This is a genomic window from Paenibacillus macerans (assembly GCF_050565405.1).
Classification (GTDB): domain Bacteria; phylum Bacillota; class Bacilli; order Paenibacillales; family Paenibacillaceae; genus Fontibacillus; species Fontibacillus macerans_B.
Window position 1 is genome coordinate 19705 of record NZ_JBNYYG010000046.1, and the last position, 20849, is coordinate 40553.

At 55.2% G+C, this 20849-nt stretch carries 20 protein-coding genes; 15 read left to right on the forward strand and 5 right to left on the reverse strand.

Annotated features, from left to right (window positions below):
* Positions 1–5: 5 nt before the first annotated feature.
* The 3 genes from gyrA (at position 6) to ACQ4N8_RS21160 (ending at position 3493) form a co-directional block, all read left to right on the forward strand.
* The gene (gene gyrA, locus ACQ4N8_RS21150; RefSeq protein ID WP_430706331.1) at positions 6–2444 is read left to right on the forward strand and encodes a DNA gyrase subunit A; all 2439 of its coding nucleotides are present in this window, start codon (positions 6–8) and stop codon (positions 2442–2444) included.
* Positions 2445–2640: 196 nt separating this feature from the next.
* Complete coding sequence (locus tag ACQ4N8_RS21155) at positions 2641–3090, forward strand: MarR family winged helix-turn-helix transcriptional regulator (RefSeq protein ID WP_430706332.1); 450 nt, start codon at positions 2641–2643, stop codon at positions 3088–3090.
* 49 nt (positions 3091–3139) lie between these two features.
* Positions 3140–3493: a hypothetical protein gene (locus ACQ4N8_RS21160; protein WP_430706333.1), complete on the forward strand. Its 354-nt coding sequence runs from the start codon at positions 3140–3142 to the stop codon at positions 3491–3493.
* Positions 3494–3504: 11 nt separating this feature from the next.
* Here the strand turns inward: ACQ4N8_RS21160 and ACQ4N8_RS21165 are convergent, their stop codons facing one another.
* Complete coding sequence (locus ACQ4N8_RS21165; RefSeq protein ID WP_430706334.1) at positions 3505–4380, reverse strand: LysR family transcriptional regulator; 876 nt, start codon at positions 4378–4380, stop codon at positions 3505–3507.
* 127 nt (positions 4381–4507) lie between these two features.
* Here ACQ4N8_RS21165 and ACQ4N8_RS21170 point away from each other — a divergent pair, with 127 nt between their 5' ends.
* Both ACQ4N8_RS21170 and ACQ4N8_RS21175 read left to right on the forward strand, forming a co-directional pair.
* Entirely contained in the window at positions 4508–5575 is a 1068-nt protein-coding gene (locus ACQ4N8_RS21170) for a branched-chain amino acid aminotransferase (RefSeq protein WP_430706335.1), read from the forward strand.
* 189 nt (positions 5576–5764) lie between these two features.
* A complete protein-coding gene (locus ACQ4N8_RS21175) occupies positions 5765–6175 on the forward strand; it encodes a MarR family winged helix-turn-helix transcriptional regulator (RefSeq protein ID WP_430706336.1) in 411 nt (136 codons plus the stop codon).
* A gap of 110 nt (positions 6176–6285) precedes the next feature.
* Here the strand turns inward: ACQ4N8_RS21175 and ACQ4N8_RS21180 are convergent, their stop codons facing one another.
* Positions 6286–7050 (reverse strand): RluA family pseudouridine synthase, encoded by a 765-nt coding sequence (locus ACQ4N8_RS21180; RefSeq protein WP_430706337.1) that lies wholly within the window; start codon positions 7048–7050, stop codon positions 6286–6288.
* Between the two features lie 3 nt (positions 7051–7053).
* Entirely contained in the window at positions 7054–7917 is an 864-nt protein-coding gene (locus tag ACQ4N8_RS21185; protein ID WP_430706338.1) for a class I SAM-dependent methyltransferase, read from the reverse strand.
* 213 nt (positions 7918–8130) lie between these two features.
* On the opposite strand from ACQ4N8_RS21185, the gene ACQ4N8_RS21190 reads away from it, so the two are divergent.
* Complete coding sequence (locus tag ACQ4N8_RS21190) at positions 8131–9855, forward strand: ABC transporter ATP-binding protein (RefSeq protein ID WP_430706339.1); 1725 nt, start codon at positions 8131–8133, stop codon at positions 9853–9855.
* Positions 9856–9867: 12 nt separating this feature from the next.
* On the opposite strand, the gene ACQ4N8_RS21195 is transcribed toward ACQ4N8_RS21190, so the two are convergent.
* A complete protein-coding gene (locus ACQ4N8_RS21195) occupies positions 9868–10701 on the reverse strand; it encodes a GNAT family N-acetyltransferase (protein WP_430706340.1) in 834 nt (277 codons plus the stop codon).
* A gap of 140 nt (positions 10702–10841) precedes the next feature.
* On the opposite strand from ACQ4N8_RS21195, the gene ACQ4N8_RS21200 reads away from it, so the two are divergent.
* From ACQ4N8_RS21200 to ACQ4N8_RS21230, 7 genes are all read left to right on the forward strand, one after another.
* The gene (locus ACQ4N8_RS21200; RefSeq protein WP_430706341.1) at positions 10842–11621 is read left to right on the forward strand and encodes an ABC transporter ATP-binding protein; all 780 of its coding nucleotides are present in this window, start codon (positions 10842–10844) and stop codon (positions 11619–11621) included.
* Positions 11622–11764: 143 nt separating this feature from the next.
* Complete coding sequence (locus ACQ4N8_RS21205; RefSeq protein WP_430706342.1) at positions 11765–12610, forward strand: prohibitin family protein; 846 nt, start codon at positions 11765–11767, stop codon at positions 12608–12610.
* A gap of 142 nt (positions 12611–12752) precedes the next feature.
* Positions 12753–14330 carry a spore germination protein gene (locus tag ACQ4N8_RS21210; protein ID WP_430706343.1) on the forward strand — a complete coding sequence of 526 codons (1578 nt, stop codon included), beginning with the start codon at positions 12753–12755 and terminating at the stop codon, positions 14328–14330.
* Positions 14327–15433: a GerAB/ArcD/ProY family transporter gene (locus ACQ4N8_RS21215; protein ID WP_430706344.1), complete on the forward strand. Its 1107-nt coding sequence runs from the start codon at positions 14327–14329 to the stop codon at positions 15431–15433. The genes ACQ4N8_RS21210 and ACQ4N8_RS21215 overlap by 4 nt, the downstream gene beginning before the upstream one ends.
* The gene (locus ACQ4N8_RS21220; RefSeq protein WP_430706345.1) at positions 15426–16601 is read left to right on the forward strand and encodes a Ger(x)C family spore germination protein; all 1176 of its coding nucleotides are present in this window, start codon (positions 15426–15428) and stop codon (positions 16599–16601) included. Before ACQ4N8_RS21215 ends, ACQ4N8_RS21220 begins: the two co-directional genes overlap by 8 nt.
* Positions 16602–16626: 25 nt before the next feature.
* Positions 16627–16773 (forward strand): hypothetical protein, encoded by a 147-nt coding sequence (locus tag ACQ4N8_RS21225; RefSeq protein ID WP_430706346.1) that lies wholly within the window; start codon positions 16627–16629, stop codon positions 16771–16773.
* Between the two features lie 150 nt (positions 16774–16923).
* Positions 16924–17970, forward strand: a complete 1047-nt coding sequence (locus ACQ4N8_RS21230; protein ID WP_430706347.1) for an HD-GYP domain-containing protein — start codon at positions 16924–16926, stop codon at positions 17968–17970.
* A 56-nt stretch (positions 17971–18026) separates the two neighbouring features.
* Here the strand turns inward: ACQ4N8_RS21230 and ACQ4N8_RS21235 are convergent, their stop codons facing one another.
* A complete protein-coding gene (locus ACQ4N8_RS21235) occupies positions 18027–18740 on the reverse strand; it encodes a L,D-transpeptidase family protein (protein WP_430706348.1) in 714 nt (237 codons plus the stop codon).
* A 171-nt stretch (positions 18741–18911) separates the two neighbouring features.
* Here ACQ4N8_RS21235 and ACQ4N8_RS21240 point away from each other — a divergent pair, with 171 nt between their 5' ends.
* On the forward strand, positions 18912–19433 hold the full coding sequence (locus tag ACQ4N8_RS21240) for a TetR/AcrR family transcriptional regulator (RefSeq protein WP_430706349.1): 522 nt from the start codon (positions 18912–18914) through the stop codon (positions 19431–19433).
* Positions 19434–19551: 118 nt separating this feature from the next.
* Complete coding sequence (locus ACQ4N8_RS21245) at positions 19552–20514, forward strand: SDR family NAD(P)-dependent oxidoreductase (protein WP_430706350.1); 963 nt, start codon at positions 19552–19554, stop codon at positions 20512–20514.
* Positions 20515–20849: the final 335 nt, after the last annotated feature.

The following is a 20849-nucleotide window of genomic DNA, read 5'->3' on the forward strand; positions in this document are numbered from 1 at the left end:
TTGATGTGAGCATGCTGGAAAACTTTTTGCCGGCGTTTCTGGAAGAGGTTGTGGGCGACCGCTTTGGCCGGTATTCCAAATACATTATTCAGGACCGGGCGATACCCGACGTTCGCGACGGCCTGAAGCCCGTGCAGCGGCGGATATTGTACGCCATGTACGATTCCGGCAACACACCGGACAAGCCTTACCGCAAATCGGCCAAAACGGTCGGGGACGTGATGGGGAACTATCATCCGCACGGGGACTCTTCGATCTACGAAGGCATGGTGCGGATGGCACAGCCGTGGAAGATGGGCCATGTACTGGTCGACGGCCACGGCAACTGGGGTTCGCAGGACGATGATCCCGCTGCGGCCATGCGTTACACGGAAGCCCGTTTGTCTCCGATCGCCATGGAGCTGCTGCGGGATATCGAGAAACGTACGGTGCCGTTCAAGGATAACTTCGACAATACGGCGAAGGAACCGGTCGTCTTGCCGGCACGGTTTCCCAACCTGCTGGTCAACGGGGTCAGCGGGATTTCGGCGGGTTTTGCGACGGAAATTCCCCCGCATAACCTGCGCGAGGTGATCGATGCCTGCATCGCCATGATGGAGAAGCCGGAGATGACGCTGGAGGAGATCCGCTTGTTCGTCAAAGGTCCGGATTTTCCGACGGGCGGCATCATCATGGGCGAAGAGGGGATCCAGGAAGCGTATCAATCCGGGAAAGGCCGGATCTATCTGCGTTCCAAAACAGAGATCGAAACGCTCCGCGGCGGCAAGCAGCAGATCGTCATTACGGAAATACCTTACCAGGTGGTCAAATCCCGGCTCGTGACGGCGATGGAAAACATCCGGCTGGAGAAAAAAGTGGACGGGATCGCCGAGGTCCGCGACGAGAGTGGCCGGAACGGGCTGCGCATCGTCGTCGAACTGAAGAAGGACGCAGACGCGCAGGGGATTCTGGCCTATCTGCTGAAGAAGACCGATCTTCAGGTCACCTACAATTTCAACATGGTGGCTATCGTCAACAAGGCTCCGCGCCAGCTGGGCTTAAAAGCGATGCTCGACGCGTACATCGCCCATCAGCGCGAGGTCGTCACATTCCGGACGCAATATGAGCTGGAGAAGCTGGAGGATCGCGCGCACGTCTTGGAGGGGCTCGTCAAAGCGCTGAACATTTTGGACGAAGTCATCGCCGCGATCAAAGCCTCCAAAAACCGCCAGGACGCCCAGAACAACCTGCAATGGATGTTTGGCTTCACCGAACGCCAGGCGGACGCGATTTTGACCTTGCAGCTATATCGCTTGACCAATCTCGAAATTACGACGCTGCAAAAAGAGCTGGAGGAAATCCAGAAGAAAATCACCGTGCTGCGAGGCATTCTGGAGAGCGACAAGAAGCTGATCGCCCTCATCAAAAAAGAGCTGCTGGAAATCCGCGAGAAGTACGGGATCGACCGGCGTTCAGTCATCCAGGACGAAGTGGAGGAGCTGAAGGTGAACCTGGAGGTGCTGGTCGCGCAGGAGGACGTCCTGGTGACGATTTCGCACGAAGGGTATATCAAACGCACCAGCATGCTGTCCTTTACCCGCTCCGGCGGGGAGCGGGACGGCTCCGGAGTCAAAGAAGGCGACTACATCAAGCATTTGTTTGAGCTCGACACGCTGCGGAACCTGCTGATATTTACGCAGCGGGGACAATATTTTCTGCTGCCGGTTCACCAAATTCCCGAATTCAAATGGAAGGACAACGGGACGGCGATGGTTAACGTCATCCCGCTGGCGAAGGAGGACCGCATCGTCAGCGTCGTGCCGCTGAAGAGCTTCGAGGAAGACCCGGAGCTGAGTTTGGTATTCGTCACGAAGCATGGCCAGGTGAAGCGGACCGAACTGAAAGAATACGAAACGAAGCGCGGCGGCGCGGTGGCCGCTTGTAAAGTCGGGGATAACGATGAAGTGTTGAGCGTTACCGTCAGCCGCAACCGGCAGGAGATTCTGCTGCTGACGAAGCAAGGAATGGCGATCCGGTTTGCCGAAACGGAAGTGAACCCGATGGGCCGCGTGTCCGCCGGGGTCCGGGGGATCAACCTGAAGGACGGCGATGAGGTCGTATCTGCCCTTTGGGTGGAAGGCGAGGAAGGCGAAGTCCTCGTCGTGTCCGATCTGGGGTACGGCAAGCGCAGCCTGCTGCTGGACTATCCGGTCCAAAGCCGGGGCGGCAAAGGCGTGCAGACGTTCGAATTCAAGGAAGGCAAACGCGTCAAGCCGAACGGCAGCCGCCTGGCTGGCGGGATCCACTGCAAAGAGCCGATCACGCTGGAAGCGGTGACTAAGGAAGGGCGGGTGCACAGCTTCACTACCGAGGATGCGCCGCTTGCCGACCGGAAATCGATCGGCAAGGCGTTGGCGGCCGTGGACAAAAATGACGAGATTGTCGATCTCTTCGTCAAAGAATAACCGTAAGAGGATTAACTCCGCGAAAGGCGCGTTTCATGCTTTTCACGGAGTTTTATTTTTAGGAGAGGGTAAGACAATTTAGAATTGTGGATGATTTGTTAGGTTCCGCAACCGAATTCCTTTGACTTTTCGAATATCATGTAGTACAAATTAGTTAAGCGCTTAATTATTTGATATGGGTTGAGGTGTCCGTTGGATGGAAAAACTGCAGGATTACGTATTGGATCAACCGCTGCATACTCGAGTTTTCTTCTCGCTGGTTGAAGCGACGGCAAGGCTCGTGGACGTTTCGGAGAAATATTGGCAATCCAAAGGACAAAACGGCGCCAGAATCCGCATCCTGGTCGAAATCATGAAAGAAGGGGGCAGCCTGCTTCCTTCCTTGCTGGCTCAGCGAATCGGCGTCACGAAAGCCAATGTCAGCTTGCTGTTGGTACCTTTGGAAAAGGACGGTTTGGTTCGGCGGGACGGCCATCCTACCGATGGACGAAAAACGGTGATCACCATCACGAGCGAAGGCCAATCGTTCCTGCTGCATCATTTGCCGGGAAACCGCAGCTCCATTGCCGAAAAGCTGCAGGTTCTTTCGGATGAGGAACTGGAACAACTGGCACTCCTGCTCAATAAACTAAAAAACCAGGGATAGCTTTTTCTTTAAATGGTTAAGCGCTTAACTAAATGGGGTGGAGGTTCATATGTCTATTGCGATAACCGGTGCGACCGGGAAGTGGCGCTTTAACACCGTTACGCGGGAGGACCTCGCTAAAGGTATCTCATCCGTATTGAACAGCACGGATAAGAGCCATGAGCATAAAACCTACGAACTGACGGCCCCCGGGTCCTGGGCTTTTCCTGATTTGGCATCGGCATTGTCCGATTTGGCGGGAAAAACCGTCGTCCATCGCGAAGATCCGCAGATCCAGGATTGGATTTACGGTTACCTTGCCAAGATGAATACATCATCGATCTCGGCGGACCTGGAAACGCTGATCGGCGGCCCCGCGTCTTCCTTGAAAGAAAGCATATTGTCTTTGATTTCGCCAAAGTGAAAACTTCGGGCCTACTCGGTCAAATGCCGGATAAAGGCTTGAAGCGCGGCATCCATAAACGCATTGCTGCGGTAGACCAGGCCTACGTTTTTGCGAGGGGCCGGTTCCGCCAGTGGAATGACGGCGAGATCGCCGTCCCGGCCGCTGCCGATCAGGGTCTTGGCATAGGAGCCCGGCAAGATCGTGCCGCCGACGTGATGGCGGACCATTCGAACCTGCGATTCCATGGTGGAGAGCTCCATGACGGGCGCAAGCGAGATGCCGCGGTCGGCGCAAGCCGCATCGAACAGCTGGCGCACGAAAAACTTCGGCGGGAACAGAACCAGCGGCAGCCCGGCAAGCTGTTTCAGTTCCACCTCGGGGCGATCCGCGAAAGGGTGCTCGCCGGAGATCACCAGCACCAGCTCTTCGTCGAACAGGGGCCGGCTGATGATCTGCTCGTCCTGAAGCGGCAAAAACACGACGCCAAGATCGAGCTGATTGCCGAGCAGTCCCGCGTGGGTTTCTTCGGTCGCGAGCTCGATCACGGTCAACTCGATGCCGGGGTATTGCCGGTGAAACGAAATGAGCTTGCTTTCCAGCAGGTGGTTGCCGGAGCAGCCGATCCGCAAGCATCCGCGCTGCATGCCGTTGAGCTGACCGATCTCAAGCCGGGCTTGTTCAAGCTCGTAGACGACCCGGCGGGCATGTTCGAGCAGAATATGTCCCGCCTGGGTCAAATAATTCTTCTTTCCGATGCGCCGAAACAAGGGCGTGTTCAATTCCTGCTCCAGCAGCCGGATTTGATGGCTGAGCGTAGGCTGGGAAATGCCTAGGCGGTCTGCGGCTTTGGTGAAATGCAATTCTTCGCCGACGGCGATGAAATATTCCAGTAACCGATGCTCCATCACGGGCTCCTTTTAATAATCATAGTTTTTGTCAATGATTATAATTGAAATTATACTATTGATCAATGATTGCGGAATCGGTATAGTTAAGGCAATCAAACTCGGAATACAAGAGGAGACGAAAGAAATGGGACAATGCGCGATCACGCTTGCGGCACATCGCAAGTCGAAGCCTGACGCTGGCGGGCTCGGCTTCGGGAAATATTTTACGGATCATATGCTGCTGATGGATTATACGGAGGGCCAAGGGTGGCACCACATGCGGATCGTGCCTTACGGGCCGCTCGCGCTGGATCCCTCGGCGATGGTGTTTCACTACGGCCAGGAGGTTTTTGAGGGAATGAAAGCCTACCGTACGCCGCAGGGAGAGGTCGTGTTGTTCCGGCCCGACATGAATTTGCGGCGGTTGAACGAATCCTGTGCCAGAATCAGCATTCCGGAGGTCGATCCGCAGGAGGTATTGGAAGGAATCAGCCGGCTGATCAAGCTGGAGGAGGATTGGATACCCGAAGGCGAAGGCAATTCGCTGTATATCCGGCCCTTCATCATCGCCACGGAGGCCGGACTAGGGGTTCGGGCGGCCCGGGAATATCAGCTGATCGTCATTTTGTCGCCGGTCGGGGCGTATTATCCGGAAGGCATTCATCCGGTGCGCATTTACGTGGAGGACCGGTACGTACGGGCCGTGCGCGGGGGCACCGGCGAGGCGAAAACCTCGGGCAATTACGCCTCCGGGATCAAAGCCCAGGAGGACGCCAAGCAGTTCGGATTTTCGCAGGTGATGTGGCTGGACGGCATCGAAAACAAATATATCGAGGAAGTCGGCAGCATGAACGTGTTTTTTAAAGTCGGCGGGGAAGTGGTCACGCCCGAGTTAAACGGCAGTATCCTGGCTGGGGTAACTCGCGATTCGGTTATCCGCTTGCTGCGCGAATGGGGAATTCCGGTCAAGGAACGCCGCGTTTCGATCGAGGAGCTGTATGAGGCTAGCCGGGACGGCAAGCTGGAGGAGGCGTTCGGCACCGGGACCGCAGCGGTCATTTCCCCTATCGGGATGATGCAATGGGAAGGCCGCGACATCGAAATTTCCGGAGGCAAGACCGGCGAGTTATCCGGAAAAATATACGAAATCCTCACAGGCATCCAGCGCGGAGGCGAGGCAGATCCTTTCGGTTGGCGCTATACGGTACAATAAACCGAAATAAATGGCATATCTGTGGCGGTCCGCCTGACTGCGACTTCGAGGTCGCGCCAGGAGCATCGCCTTTTTGCGTTTCGGCAGATTTTGCGAATAACCGCCAGATTATTAGCATGGACCAGCAGGAATTCGCAGAGAGCGCAGCGAATTACAGTAGATGGTCATGTTAGGCTGGGAGGGATAGGATTGCATACCGCTGAATTTGCCAGATTGCTGGAACTCATCGTCAAAGATTATCAGGCCCATATGGAAGAGGAACTGGCACCAACGTTGACTACATCACAGTTGACCGTTCTGGAGCTGCTGGAGCAGCAGGGCAATCTGAAGCCGTCCGATTTGATCCCTTTTCTCTCCACGACGCCGGCGGCGGTAACGATGCTGCTGGACCGAATGGAACGGGGGGAGCTGATCCGGCGCGACCGGGATGAGAACGACCGCCGCAACGTCTGGGTGTCGATTACCGATAAAGGACAAACCGAGGTACAGCGCGGAGTTGCCGTTAGAAACGCCTACTTGAGCGGCGTGCTCGACCGCATTTCGACGCATAATCAACAATTGCTGGTCTACTTGATGGGGAAGATCTCCGGCACGAAATAAGCGGCAAAGGAATAGAGGCGGGAAGCTTGGGTCAATGAATGATCCTCCCAAGCTTCCCGCCTCCTTGTTTCCAAATGGACATCTCGTTGGTTAATGCGGATAAGAACCCGTCAGAATCCGTGCTCTCCGCCTCGCAGCATCGCTGCCAGCTTGGCAAATATGGCCTCATCCCACAGGCTCCATGGATGCCGGCGCGGCGGGAGGGAGACCAAATCGACCGGCGTTTGGGTCACCGGATGCGGGAATCCGACGTACAGCGACCAGAGGGCGATTTGCTGACCCGGCTTGTTCACCGCCGCGCCGTATTTCTGGTCGCCGTACAGCGGACAACCGATCCGGTTCATCTGCACGCGGATCTGATGCGGCCTGCCGGTGTGCAGTTCGACCTGTACCAGGCTAAGCCCTTCCTCCGCCGAGGTGCCCAGCACTTTATAGTCGAGCCGGGCTTCCTTGCCGCCCGGCGTCCCTGCGGGAACGACGGACACCGTATTGGTGCGTTCGTCCTTAAGCAGCGTATGGTTCAACCTGCCTTGGCGCTGCGCAGGCGTTCCGTGAACGACGGCCACGTACGTCTTGCTGAAGTTGCGGCTGCGCACCGCTTCCGCCAGGCGCGAGGCGGCTTTGGACGTCTTGGCGAAGATCATGGCGCCGCCTACCGGCCGGTCAAGCCGGTGCACCAGGCCAAGGTACACGTTGCCGGGCTTCCGGTAACGCTCCTTGAGGTCCGCCTTGAGCAGGCTGAGCAGATCGGGATCGCCGCTGGCATCCTCCTGGCTCGGAACGTTGACCGGCTTCTCGATGCCCAGCAGGTGGTTGTCCTCGAACAGGATCGCCATTTCCGGCTGCCCCGTCGTCCGCTTTGCTCCGGAATCCATCGTTTACTCCTCCCAGCGCCCGAGGATGCCGCAGGGAAGATGAAGTCCGGACCGCGTGATCGGCAAGCCCAACTCCCCGGCGGAGATCCGCCCGCCATACCGCTGCTTGACCGTCATCGACAGAATGTTATGCAGCACGGTCGGCGATATCCCGGTCGTATAGGAGTTGATCAGGAAAAACAAGGGGTTGTCCGACAAGATCGACAGGCATGATTCCACGAACGGGTACAAGCTGGTCTCCAGCTTCCACATTTCGCCGCCGGGCCCGCGTCCGTAAGAAGGCGGGTCCATGATGATCGCATCGTAGCGGTTGCCGCGCCGCTGCTCCCGCTGCACGAATTTGAACACGTCGTCCGTAATGAAGCGGACGGGGCGGTCGGACAGGCCCGAGAGAGCGATGTTCTCTTTGGCCCACTGCACCATGCCTTTGGCGGCGTCGACGTGGACGACCGAGGCGCCGGCCGCAGTCGCGGCCACGGTGGCACCCCCGGTATAGGCGAACAGGTTCAGCACCTGGATCGGCCGACCAGCCGCTGCGATCTTGTCCATCATCCAGCGCCAGTTGGCGGCTTGCTCCGGAAACAATCCGGTATGCTTGAAATTGGTTGGACGAATATAAAATTTCAACCGGTCGTAGGACACGGTCCAGCGGTCGGGAAGCTGCTTCTTCATTTCCCACTGCCCCCCGCCGGAGGAGCTGCGATGGTAATGCCCGTGTACATCGCGCCAGCTCTTGTCCTCGTCCGCGATCGGCCAAATGATCTGCGGATCGGGACGGCGCAAAATCACGTCACCCCAGCGTTCCAGCTTCTCCCCGTTTCCGGTATCCAGCACCTCGTAATCTTTCCAATCGTTAGCTATGTACATGTTACGATCCTTCCTTCCGCATGCGTAAAGCGGCCTGACCCTTCAGGGCTTTCCCGATGTTCTGTTGATTCGGTAGTTATTGTACCTTATTTCTCTATTCGCATGCCAGCCGTCCGTGAAAACTTCTTCAAATTATCTTAAAACTGTGATAGTCTTTTCACCAAATGAACCAAGCTTGCCGGAGCAAGGAAAGATGGGAGAGAGAAAATAGAGATGCTTCGCCGTTTTTTTACCTATTACCGTCCTTATAAGAAATTGTTCATCCTCGATTTCACTTGTGCCGTGGTAGCAGGACTGCTGGAGCTCGGCTTTCCGATCGCCGTCAACCAGTTCGTCGACAAGCTGCTGCCGGGACGCGACTGGGAGTTAATCGTATGGGCTTGCGCCGCTTTGCTCGGCATTTACGTGCTGAACACGGCGCTGAATTACATCGTGACCTACTGGGGGCATATGCTGGGCGTCAACATTGAAACGAATATGCGCAAAAAGATGTTCGACCACCTGCAGAAGCTGTCCTTCCGTTTTTACGACAACCACAAGACCGGACATCTGATGTCGCGGATTTCCAACGACCTCGATAACATCGGCGAGGTGGCCCACCACGGGCCAGAGGACGTGTTTATCGCCGGGATGACCTTGATCGGCTCGTTCCTGCTTATGCTGGCGATCAACTGGAAGCTGGCGGTGCTTACATTTCTGGTCGTACCCGTGCTGGTCTGGACGGCGCTTTATTTTAACGGAAAAATGACCAAAACGTACCGCGGCCTGTTCTCGGCGCTGGCCGATTTCAATTCCCGGGTGGAGGAGAACATCGGCGGCATCCGCGTCGTGCAAGCCTTCGCCAACGAGCAGCATGAACGCGAGCTGTTTGCGGAGAACAACAACGCCTACCGCGCCACCAAGATGCGGGCTTACAAGATTATGGCCGGTAGCTTGTCGGTCAACTACATGCTGATGCGGCTCGTCTCGCTGTTCGTCATGATCTGCGGCACCTGGTTCGTGATCCGCGGCGAGCTGTCGTACGGGGAGTTCGTCGGCTTCCTGCTGCTCGCGAACGTTTTTATCCGACCGATCGAGAAAATCAACGCGATCATCGAAAGCTATCCGAAAGGAATCGCCGGGTTCAAGCGGTATCTGGAAATTATGGATACCGAGCCGGACGTGGCCGATGCGCCGGGCGCAACCGATGCCGGGAAGCTACGGGGAGACATTGATTTTGATCATATCTCCTTTGGTTATGACGATACGTCGCGCGTGCTGGAAAACGTCAACTTGCAGATTAAAGCGGGGGAAACGATCGCTTTCGTCGGTCCCTCCGGCGCCGGCAAAACGACGCTTTGCAGCCTGCTGCCGCGCTTCTATGAGGTGGACGGCGGGAAGATCGCGATCGACGGCAAAGACATCCGCAGCCTGACGCTGGCGTCGCTGCGGCGAAACATCGGGATCGTGCAGCAGGACGTCTACCTGTTCTCCGGCACGATTCGCGAGAATATCGCTTACGGCAAGCTGGACGCGACGGAGGAAGAAATTTGGGAGGCGGCCCGGCGCGCGCAATTGGAGGAATTTATCCGGTCGCAGCCGGAAGGAATGCAGACGGTGATCGGAGAGCGGGGCGTGAAGCTGTCCGGCGGACAAAAGCAGCGGCTTGCGATCGCGCGGATGTTCCTGAAAAATCCGCCGATCCTGATCCTCGACGAGGCGACCTCGGCCCTCGACACCGAAACCGAGCTGGCGATCCAGCAATCGCTTGCCGAATTGTCCGCCGGGCGGACGACGCTGGTGATCGCGCATCGGCTTGCCACCATTAAAAATGCCGACCGGATCGTCGTCGTGACGGAGGTCGGCATCTCGGAGCAGGGGCGCCATCAGGAGCTGATCGCGGCGGGCGGCCATTACAGCCGCCTGCATCAGGCTCAGTTCGGGCGGATGAACGCTTAGCCCGGCCCCCGATTAACGCAAGTACGCGTAGTAGTCCTGGGAACGGCGGACCTGGAAGCCGGCGTTCTCGTACAGTTTTTTGGCATGAGCATTGTCCAGGGCGACCTCCAGCCAAACCTCGTAACCGGCGGCCCGCTCCCGTTCGATGATCTGGTGAAGGGTGGTGCTGCCGATCCCCTGGCCCCGGTGCCGGGCCAACACGACGAAACCGTAAATCCAGGATTCGCCGTCGCGGCGGGCGACGCGGATTTTCCCGACCGGTTCGCCGCTTACCACGATCAGCTCATGCTTGGCGATTTCCTCGGCGGACATCTCTTCGTAGTACAGGCGGGTCTCGTCCGCGTCGATGCGAAATCCTTCGTGGTCCAGTTCGGCCAACAGCGGCAGATCGTCCTTAAGCGCGTCGCGCAGCGTTACGGCGGGGCCGGGCGAAGCCGGGAGGCCGCTGTCCGCTGCATGGCACATCTGGTATTCCGTGAAGGAGAAGACGCAGGATACGCGGGCGAGAAACTTCTTGGCCGATTCCGAGTTGCCGGGTGCATTCAGCAATAGCTTGGAGTACGGCAGAATGGCCGGATCATCCATCGCGCGTTGCAAAAGGCCGGCGAATATCCCTTGCCTGCGGTAGTCCGGATGGACCATGCCGCAAACTTCCATCGTGGAGCCGAAAGGATACCTGCCCAAGAAAGCGACCAGTTTGCCGTCGCGGTATTCGGCCAGATCGTTCCCGTCGTTCGGCTTCCGGGAAAGCAGGGTGTCCCAATTCAGTTTTAAGGCGATGCCGTCGTGCTGCTCGCATGTTTTTTGCAAAGCCTCGACTTCATTCCAATGTGTTGCAGGGTGCATGTACGGCTCACTTCCTTTCCCTAGTATTCTAGCGTATTCCTGGGGAATTGGCACGAGAAACCGAGGAGCGGCGCTTGACAGCCTCCCGGGGCGGGAGTAGCTTGTAAATACGGTAAACCTACTTTGGGAGGTACTCTAGCATGAAACCGATAATAGAGATGAATCAGGTAACTTGGACCCGAGAGGGGAAAACCGTGCTGGACGGGATCGATTGGACGGTCCGGGAAGGCGAGCATTGGGCGTTGCTGGGTTTGAACGGTTCCGGCAAAACAACGCTGCTAAACATGCTTTGCGGTTATTTGTGGCCCACGTCCGGAGAAATCAGCGTGCTGGGCAACCGTTTCGGGGAGGTGGATTTGCGGGAGCTGCGCAAATCGATCGGTTGGGTCAGCTCGTCGCTGCAGGAGAAGCTGCACGGAGGACAGAAGGCCCAGGATTTGATCGTAAGCGGCAAGTTCGCCTCCATCGGACTGTACGAGCAACCCGCGTCGGAGGATTACGATCGGGCTGTCTCACTGATGAATCAACTGCGCTGCAGCCACCTGCTGGACCGTACCTACCAGACCTGTTCGCAGGGGGAGCAGCAGAAGCTGCTGATCGCCCGGGCGTTGATGGCCTCGCCGAAGCTGCTGATTTTGGATGAAGCGACGAACGGGCTGGACTTCATATCCCGGGAAGGCCTGCTGGAAAGCATCGCGCAATTAGCGACTGAACCGAACGCCCCCCACATGCTGTACGTTACGCATCATACGGAGGAAATTCTGCCGATCTTCGGACGGACGCTGCTGCTCCGCCGGGGCGAAGCGTTCATGCAGGGGAAGACGGACGAGGTGTTGAGCGAAGGGAACCTGTCGGATTTCTTCGAGGTTCCGGTCGAGCTGCGCTGGAATCGTGAGCGTGCCTGGTTGTCGCGGAAATGAGCGGTTTAGATAGGGGACACGCGCTCAAGTCAAATTTTGTTACCAAACGAGTACATCCTGCGTATTACTTGATATAGTTAGCCGGCCAGCAAAACCAGCTTAACCAGGTCTGGAGCAACAACCAATCAAGCGGAGGGATGTACATGGAAGCAGGAACCAATCAGAATCCGAAACGAAGTAATCTTCCCGTGGGAAAAGTAATTTCCACAGCCATTATCGTCGTCGTCTTGCTGATCGTCGGATCAAGCAGCTTTGCCCAGGTCGAATATGGCCACGTAGGCTTGTATAAAACGTTCGGCAAATTGAACAGCAACATTTTGTCACCGGGCATGCATTTGAAAATTCCGTTCATACAAACGGTAATCCAAGTGAATACGCAGGTGACCAAAACGGAAACGGACACGACCGCTTCCTCCAAGGACTTGCAGCCGGTATCCACGCATGTCGCCGTCAACTATTCGGTGAATAAGGAAGCGGCGTACAATCTGATGAACAATATCGGCGGCAATTACGATACGGTCATCATTAACCCGGCCGTGCAGGAGATCGTCAAGGAAGTCACGGCCCGTTACCAGGCCGAGGACCTGATCGCGAAACGCGACGTGGTCGCCGGGGAAATCAGCGAGCATTTGACCTCCCGGCTGGCGAAATACGATTTGATCGTGAACGAAATCAATATCGTCAATTTCAAATTCTCCGACGCGTTCAACCAATCGATCGAAGCGAAGCAGGTCGCGCAGCAGCAGGCGCTCAAAGCGAGCAACGACTTGAAGCGGATCGAAATCGAAGCCCAGCAGAAAATCGCCCAAGCCGAGGCCGAAGCCAAATCGCTCAAGCTGAAGAAGCAGGAAGTCACGCCTGAGCTTGTCCAGCTGAAGCAAATCGAGGTGCAGGAAAAAGCGCTGGAAAAATGGGACGGAAAACTCCCGCAGGTCACGGGCGGGGCTACCCCGTTCGTCGACGTCCAGTCGCTGACGGGTCAGCCATAATCGATAGAACTTCATTCCGGAACCGTCAGGCTGTATGCCTGGCGGTTCTTTTTATTAGGGATAACTCCGCGGCAATTTGGTTATAAAGGGTAACATATCGCAATCGCAGAGAATGGTTACATAGATGAGGGTGAGAATCGACATGCCTAGATTTCTATTCAGAAAACCCGTCAAGAAACTTAGCCCGCTCAAAAAAAGCGATACGCCGCAAGCGGACGGCGCCGCGTCTCCGATTTCCCGGCAAGCCCGGGCGAATGTCGACAAGATCGTCGGCATCTTAAATTCCCCCGATGATTTGGTGACTCGTTATTTTACGTTCGGCGATGGGAAACAGCATTGCGCCGTCATTTGCATAGCCGGATTGTCGGATATGACCATGATTAACGACCAAATTGTATATCAACTGCAGCAAGCCATAGCCGAAGGCAAGCAGAAGGAGCCGTTCTCCGGCCATGAGATGCTCGGCATGCTGGAGAAGCAGTTTTTGTCGATCCATAAATATAAAAAAACGAATTCGCTGGACGATATCGTCGTCGCGATTCTTTCCGGCGATACGGCCTTGTTCCTGGACGGTTACGACCAGGTATTGCTGATCGGAAGCCGGAAATGGACGGGCCGGAGCGTGGAGGAGCCGCAAACGGAATCGCTCGTGCGCGGTCCGCGCGAGGGGTTCAACGAAAGCATCGAAACGAATATCATCCTGGTTCGCAAAGCGCTTCGCGATCCCGATCTGCGGTTCGATACGTATCGGGTCGGCGATCGGGCCAAAAAAGAGCTGGTCGTCGTCTATATCGAGGGCATCGTGCATCCGGCCATCATTCAAGAAGTCAAACGAAGGGTGGATACGATTTCGATCGACGACGCGCCGGAGAGCGGGACGATTGAGCAATGGATCGAAGACAGCTTTTTGTCGCCGTTTCCTCAGATCCTTCACACGGAGCGCCCTGATAAGGTGGCGGCCGCCATTTTGCAGGGAAAAGTCGCCATTCTGCTCGACGGGACGCCGTTCGCGTTGATTATGCCGACGACGTTCGTGTCCCTGATCCAGTCGCCGGAGGATTACTACGAGCGCTGGCAGATCGGGACGCTGATCCGCACGCTGCGTTATCTGGCGGTGGGGATTTCTTTGGTATTGCCATCGCTGTATATTGCGCTCGTCTCTTACCATCAGGGGATGATCCCGTCGAAGCTCGCGTTTTCCATCGCGGCCTCCCGGGAGGGCGTACCGTTTCCGGCCGTGGTGGAAGCTTTGCTGATGGAGTTTACGCTGGAGCTGCTCCGTGAGGCCGGGGTTCGTTTGCCGAAGCCGATCGGACAAACGATCGGGATCGTGGGAGGATTGGTCATCGGCGATGCGGCGGTCCAGGCGGGGATCGTCAGTCCGATTATGGTCATCGTCGTAGCCGTGACGGCCATTTCGTCCTTTGCCATCCCGTCCTACGACGCCGGGATTGCTTTTCGGATGCTGCGGTTCGCGACGATGATTGCAGCTGCGATGTTAGGCTTGTACGGGATCATTTTGTCGCTGATCATGCTCAGCGTCCATTTGTCCCGACTGCGCAGCTTCGGCGTTCCGTATCTGACCCCGTTGGCTCCCAGTTTTCCCCACGATTGGCGGGATGTGTTGATCCGTGCTCCGATCGTGATGCTGGACAAGCGGCCGCAGTTTATGCAAACCAAGGATGAACGGCGGATGAAAACAGGGGAGGACGGGCCATGAAGTCCTTTGAATACGGAGATAAAGAGGTTGGGACTAACGAAGTGTTCGCTTCGGTCGCCAACATGGTCATCGGCTTCGGCGTATTGACGCTGCCTCGATCTACCGTAGAAATCACCAAATCGGTCGATGGCTGGATGTCCATCGTGATCGGCGGTATAACGGCCTTGGTATTCACCTGGATTGTCGTTAAGCTGATAACCCGGTTTCCGAAGCAGAATCTGCTTGATATTTCATCCGCGATCATCGGGAAGCCGATCGGCGTCTTCCTGACGTTGCTGTTTGCGGTATATATGTTGATGTTCGTCAGCTACGAAACCCGAGGCGTTGCCAGTATTTCGCGGGTTTATCTGTTCGACCGCACTCCGGTGGAAGTGATCAGTCTGGTATTTTTGCTGGTGCTCGTTTATGGCGTGGTAGGGCCCAGCCTATCGCTCTTTCGGCTGAACGTCGTATTTTTGCCGATCGTGATTCTCCTGGTGATCGTATTGATCATCATGAACATCGGTTTTTTTGAAATTCGCAATCTCAAGCCCTTTTTTGTCACGGGCTGGCGTGAGGTGGCCCTTGCTTCGAAGGAGTCGGCGTTTTCGTTCTTAGGCTTCGAGATCCTGCTGTATTACAACGTGTTTATCAAAAAACCCAAAAAAGTCATGAAGGCGGCCTTGTTGGGCATGCTCTTTCCTTTGCTGCTTTATTTGCTGGTCTTTTTGTTTACGATCGGCGTATTTGGGGCCGAAGTCACGGCGAGCACGCTTTATCCAACCGCGGAGCTGGCGAAGGAAGTCGAGGTGCCGGGCGGCTTCTTCGAACGGTTCGAATCGATCTTTTTTTCCATATGGGTGATCACCTTGTTTAACACGGCAGCAATGGCCTTCGATGTATCGCTGCAAGCGCTGGAATCCGTTTTTAAAAAGGCCAAGCGGATTACGTTGACGTTATGGCTGTCTCCGCCGGTCTTCCTGATCGTCATGCAACCGCAAAATTTATGGGAGATCACGGTATTTGGGGAATGGATCAGCTATGCGGGAGTTTGCTTTGCCATGGTGATTCCGGCTTTTTTGCTGCTCATTGCCTTATTGCGCGGGGTGAAAGGACATGCGTAAAGGCTGGGCGGCGTTCTGCCTTCTGCTGGGCCTCTCCTTTCTTAGCGGCTGCTGGGACCGGGTCGAGATCGAAGAAAGAGGGTTTGTCGTAGGCGCCGGGATCGATATGGCCGGTGAGGAAGAGCAGGGGAAAGGCAAGTACGTTTTGACCTTTCAGTTTGTCATTCCCGGCGGGCTGCAAGGCAAGGAAGGCGGAGGCAAAGACGGGAGAGGGAGCGGCGGCGAAGCTTTTTTTAATTTGTCTTCGACGGGCAACACGATGTTCATGGCGGCCCGGGACATGTCCTATACCACCAGTCGCAGCCCTTATTTGCAGCATATCCGCATGATCATCATTTCCGAAGAGATGGCTAAGGATGGCGATTTCGTCAAGACATTGGATCTTTTCCTGCGCGACCATGAGATGAGAAGAGCGACCAAAGTGATGATTTCCGAAGAGGACACCCGGGAGCTGCTTAACGTCAAACCGAAAAGCGAAAAGCTGCCGGTTGTGTATTTTGAATCGGTGGCGCAAAACCCGACCAAAAGCTCGAGGATTTATCCGCCCGTCAATATCGGTGACGTTCAATCCTTCATTATTGGCAAAAAAAGCTTTGCCCTCCCCCGAATGCGGAAAATGGGCAATGAAGTATCGATAGCCGGAGCCGCTATTTTTAACGGTTCCTCAAACCGATTATTGGGGTACCTTGAGGATGACGAAACGTCAGGACTCAATCTATTGAGGGGAAGTGCGCAGGATGGGGTTCTGGAGTTCAAGCTGGATAACGAATATGTAGCTTTCGAAATCAAAGGATCCAGGCGGGAAATTACAGCCGACGTCTCCGACCCGGAGCGCATTCGCTTCACGATAAAAATAAATATGGAAGGCAATGTCGGAGAAACGCAGGAGCAGATCGATTTAATGGACCCGTCGCAATTGGCCAAGATCAAGCGCGAAGCGGAGAGTGAGTTGTTGCGTTTAACGACGTCAACGGTGGAGAAGTTGCAGCGGGAATTCGCGACCGACGTAATGGAGCTCGGGGATTATTTGAAGCAGGAGTATTTTTCGGTGTGGAAAGACATCGAGGATAACTGGGATCACGGCGAAAATATATTTGCCAAAAGCGAAATTACCATCGAAACCAAGGTGCATGTAAGAATTATCGGCTCCACGGTAGAAACGAAATAGTCATGGAATGAGAGGAGGCCATTGAATGTGGCAGCTGCTATTGGAGCGCTTGCCGTCCATCAGGGTGATCGTCTGTGCCGCATTATCCACGGCGATTCCCTTGGTGGTCTATTTGATCAATCAGAAGCTGCACAGGTACGGAGATCCGCCTTGGAAGAAGGAGAAGCCTTAAGGGCTTAATGCCTAGTCTGCGCGGCAAAAGGCGGTTCGTACGACCAACAAATCCCGCCTAAAGCACTATTTAGAAAATGCTGGATTTGATCGATATTTATAGGTAAATGGATTTGATTTCGTCGCGCAAAAGGATGAGGGGAGGGAAAACATGAAAACTCACGTCATGGAGCTTCAGGAAGGGGATCGGCTGAAATCGGATGTGTTTAACCGGGCCGGTCTGCACGTTCTTCCCAAGGGGACAAGCATTCATACGGAGGAAATCGCTCTACTGATTCGGCAAAGCATCGACTATGTCGATATTGAACTGCGCGAAGGTGAAGAGGCTTCGGAGGCCGGCGACCTCAAAAGTTTCACGCAACGGTTACGGGATAACTTTTATTTTACTTTGAAAGGGTACCAGTCGATCTTCTTAGAAGCGCTGACTACGGGGAAATTTAATCAAGCCATGGTGGATCAGCATTTGGTGCCTATGCTTGAAGTGCTTGACCGGAATAAGGACGTCGTTTCGCTGCTGATCGCATTTACCGAAGATGACGCTAATATATATAACCATTCCTTGCAGGTGGGCCTATTGTCCTACTATATCGCCACTTGGCTCGGATATTCGCCGGAAGAATGCTACGAGGTGAGCAAAGCCGGATATTTGCATGACATCGGCAAAAGCCAAGTTCGCCAATCGCTGCGCAACCGCGACCGTGAGTTGACCGTTGAAGAGCAGGAGGAAATGCGCCGCCATACCTCGTACGGTTACGAGATTATCCGCAAATCGACGGGCGAGGAAGTCACGGCCCTGGTGGCGCTTCAGCATCATGAGCAGGAGGACGGGTCGGGGTATCCAGCCGGACTGCGGAAGGAAAAAATCCATCCATACGCGGAAATCGTCGCCGTGGCCAATGCTTATATCGGTCTGACTTCGCCGGACGGCTCCCGTTCACGGCAAGACCTTCTGACGGTGCTCCGGAAGATTCACGAGCTGGGTTTCGGCAAGCTGAACGAGAAAGCGGTTCAGGTATTGACTCGCAATCTCCTGCCTAACTTTATCGGCAAAAGAGCTAAGCTGAGCAACGGCGAAACCGCAACGATCATATGGAACAACCCGATCGACATCTTTAAGCCGCTGGTGCAGATCGACGCGGAACGATTCCGCGATTTGTCAAGGGAACGATCGATCGACCTGGAGCAAGTGTTTATTTAACCATCGGCTCAAAAGAAACAAAGACAACCCGTTCACGCAGAGTGAACGGGTTGTTGTTATTCCCAAAGCCCGAGGGCCTGGTACACCGGTAGCGATACCATGCCGTTAGGGATTAGCTGATGGTCGCGTTGAAACCGGGTTAAGGCGGCGGCGGTATCCGCGCGGAATTTGCCGTTGCAGATGCCGGAGTAATAACCGGCGCTTTTGAGGCGGGATTGGATGAGTTGGACGTCGCCGCCGACATCTCCTTCCGCCAAGTCCCGCGGTTGACGCATGGCATCCCCCAGGATATGGCCATAGATCGTTACCTTCGTTCCGATCGGAATCAGCTCGAATAGCTCGACCACGTCGCGGTTGCGCATCCGAATGCAGCCGTGGCTCAGGTGCTGCCCGATCGAATCCGGACGGTTCGTGCCGTGGATGCCGTAGTATCCCCAGGGGACGTTAAGCCCCAGCCAACGCGGCCCGAACGAAGGGCCCCAATCCTTGCCCTTGTAGGTGATTTGATACTCCCCCACCGGTGTGGGCGTTGACGGATTGCCTACGGCAACGGGATAGGTTCTGTAAACCTGGCCCTGAAGTTTTACGATCAGGCGATGCTGCTGGGGATATACCTCAAGCGAGAAGATCCCTTCTTCCGAAACGATCGGCAAGGAAGGAGCGGCCTGAGCCGGATAAATGCTTCCTGAAAACAGCAAATACAAGAGGAACAACGGGAGGGCAATCAACCTCCGCGCCAAAGCCGTTAGGCGAAGTCTATTCTTCATCATGGATTCACCGTGTGTTTTTATGCATAACGTATGTAGATAACCGCTTATAGTGTAACCTTGGCTTCCCGGATTATACGTATTGAGGCCAATGGATTTGCATTGCCGCAGCGAGTGAGCTATAGTTGGATTAGTTATTGACTAATCAATACATTGAAAAGGAGGAGGGTACGCATGGCAAAGGATGCATCTACATCAGTGAACCGCAAATCGGAAATCATTTCGGCAGCGATCGAAGTATTTGCGGAAACCGGTTATTTTCGGTCCACTACGGCTCAAGTCGCGGAGCGGACGCAAATCTCCCAGCCGTATATTTTCCGCTTCTTCGCCAGTAAAGAAGCTTTATTGCTGGCTGCGTTAGAGGTGTCGTGGACCCGCGTGGTCGAGTCTTTCCGGCAGGTGGTGGCTACGGCAACCGTAGAACGTTTGGAAACCGAGTTGGTTGATGCTTACGTGCGCATCGCGGAATCGCACCGCAATGAAATTTTGCTGCAAATGCAGGCACAGACGATTCAGGAGGAATTAATCCGGGAGGCGATGCAACGCGGTTTCGGCGAAGTTCGGCAAATCGTGATCGACGCCTTTCGGCAGGCGGGAATATCCGATCCGGAAGGGCGAACCCTGATTTTTCTGGCGCGGGGGATGTTATGTAACGTTTCGATGGCACTGGGGATGCCGGAGTTGATGGGCAAGTAAAGGCACGGCGGCATTATGCCGTAAAAATTAGTTAATGACTAATCACTAACAAGACGTTATATTGTTCTCAAGCATAGTATGTGATTGATCAATTACTAAATTGGGAGGCGGGAAAAACATGAAAAAAGCAATGGTTTTAGGGGCAACCGGCGGGACGGGAGCGGCAATTACGGCTGAGTTGGTGAGCAGGGGAATCGCTACGGTAGCTTTCGGGCGTTCCAAATCCAAGCTGGAGCAAATGGCCGCGGAGCTGGGATATCCCAAGGGCCTGACGCTGGCGTTGGGCGATGCATTCCGACCGGAGGATATTGAGGCTGCGGCTGACGGGGCTGAAGTCATCTTCCATAGCGCCAACGTGCCTTACCACGAAATGGTCGGCAAGCTGATTCCCTTGGGCGAAAGCGTCATGAAAGCGGCTGATCGTCTGGGCTTGAAGGTGGTTGCCGTAGACGGCATTTATCCCTATGGCCGAAGAACGGCAAGCCAAGCCACGGAGGATCACCCGAAGAACCCGCATACCCGGAAGGGCAAAATCAGGCTGTCCTTTGAGCAAATGCTGTTCGATAAGCGGTGGAGCAATGCGCAAACCCTGATCGCCCGGCTCCCGGATTACTACGGTCCCACGGCGAATCGGGCCTCTTATCTGGGCTCGACGCTGGAAGCGATCGCGGCGGGAAAGCCGGCGGTGTTCATCGGCAATATGCACACGCCGCGCGAATTCGTGTATTTGCCGGATGCGGCGAAGATGATGGTGGAGTTGGCCGGCCGGGATGAAGCTTACGGGCAAAACTGGCATATTCCGGGGCCCGGCACGATTTCCGGTCGGGACATCGTTCGCATCGCACGGCGGGCCGCCGGAGTGAGCAAACCGGTTATCCCCCTGGGAAAGGCGGGCTTGTCTTTGATCGGACTATTCGAGCCGGTCATGAAAGAGATCGTCGAAATGCTGTATCTGACGGAGGAGCCTTTCGTGCTTAGCGGAACGAAATACGAGTCCTTGATCGGGCCGATTCCGGCAACGCCGTTTGAATCCGGCATTGCCGAAACGATCAGAACGTTGCGAAAAGAGCGAGCAAGATGAACTGAGATTCATAGAGGACTTCGGAAAAAGCAGCCTTAACGGCCATAGGCGTTGCATTAAACCCAACAATTTACCCGATGTGCATAAAGACAGGCCAAGGTGTGGCGGTCTATAGGGTTCGAGTCTTGTTGTCTCTGCATGCTGCTTTGCACGATTATCCCTTTCGTTAAGGGAGCAAAGGTCGGGGGCTAGTAGATGTGAAGCAGACCGGAGAGGAGATCCATGACAAGAAGCGATTGATACGAAAATACTGTGATTTTGCTGCAGTCTAAACCCTTCCGTCAGCAGAAACGACTGCATCGTCATACGGACCCCCGCCTGCTTCTTTGGCCTAA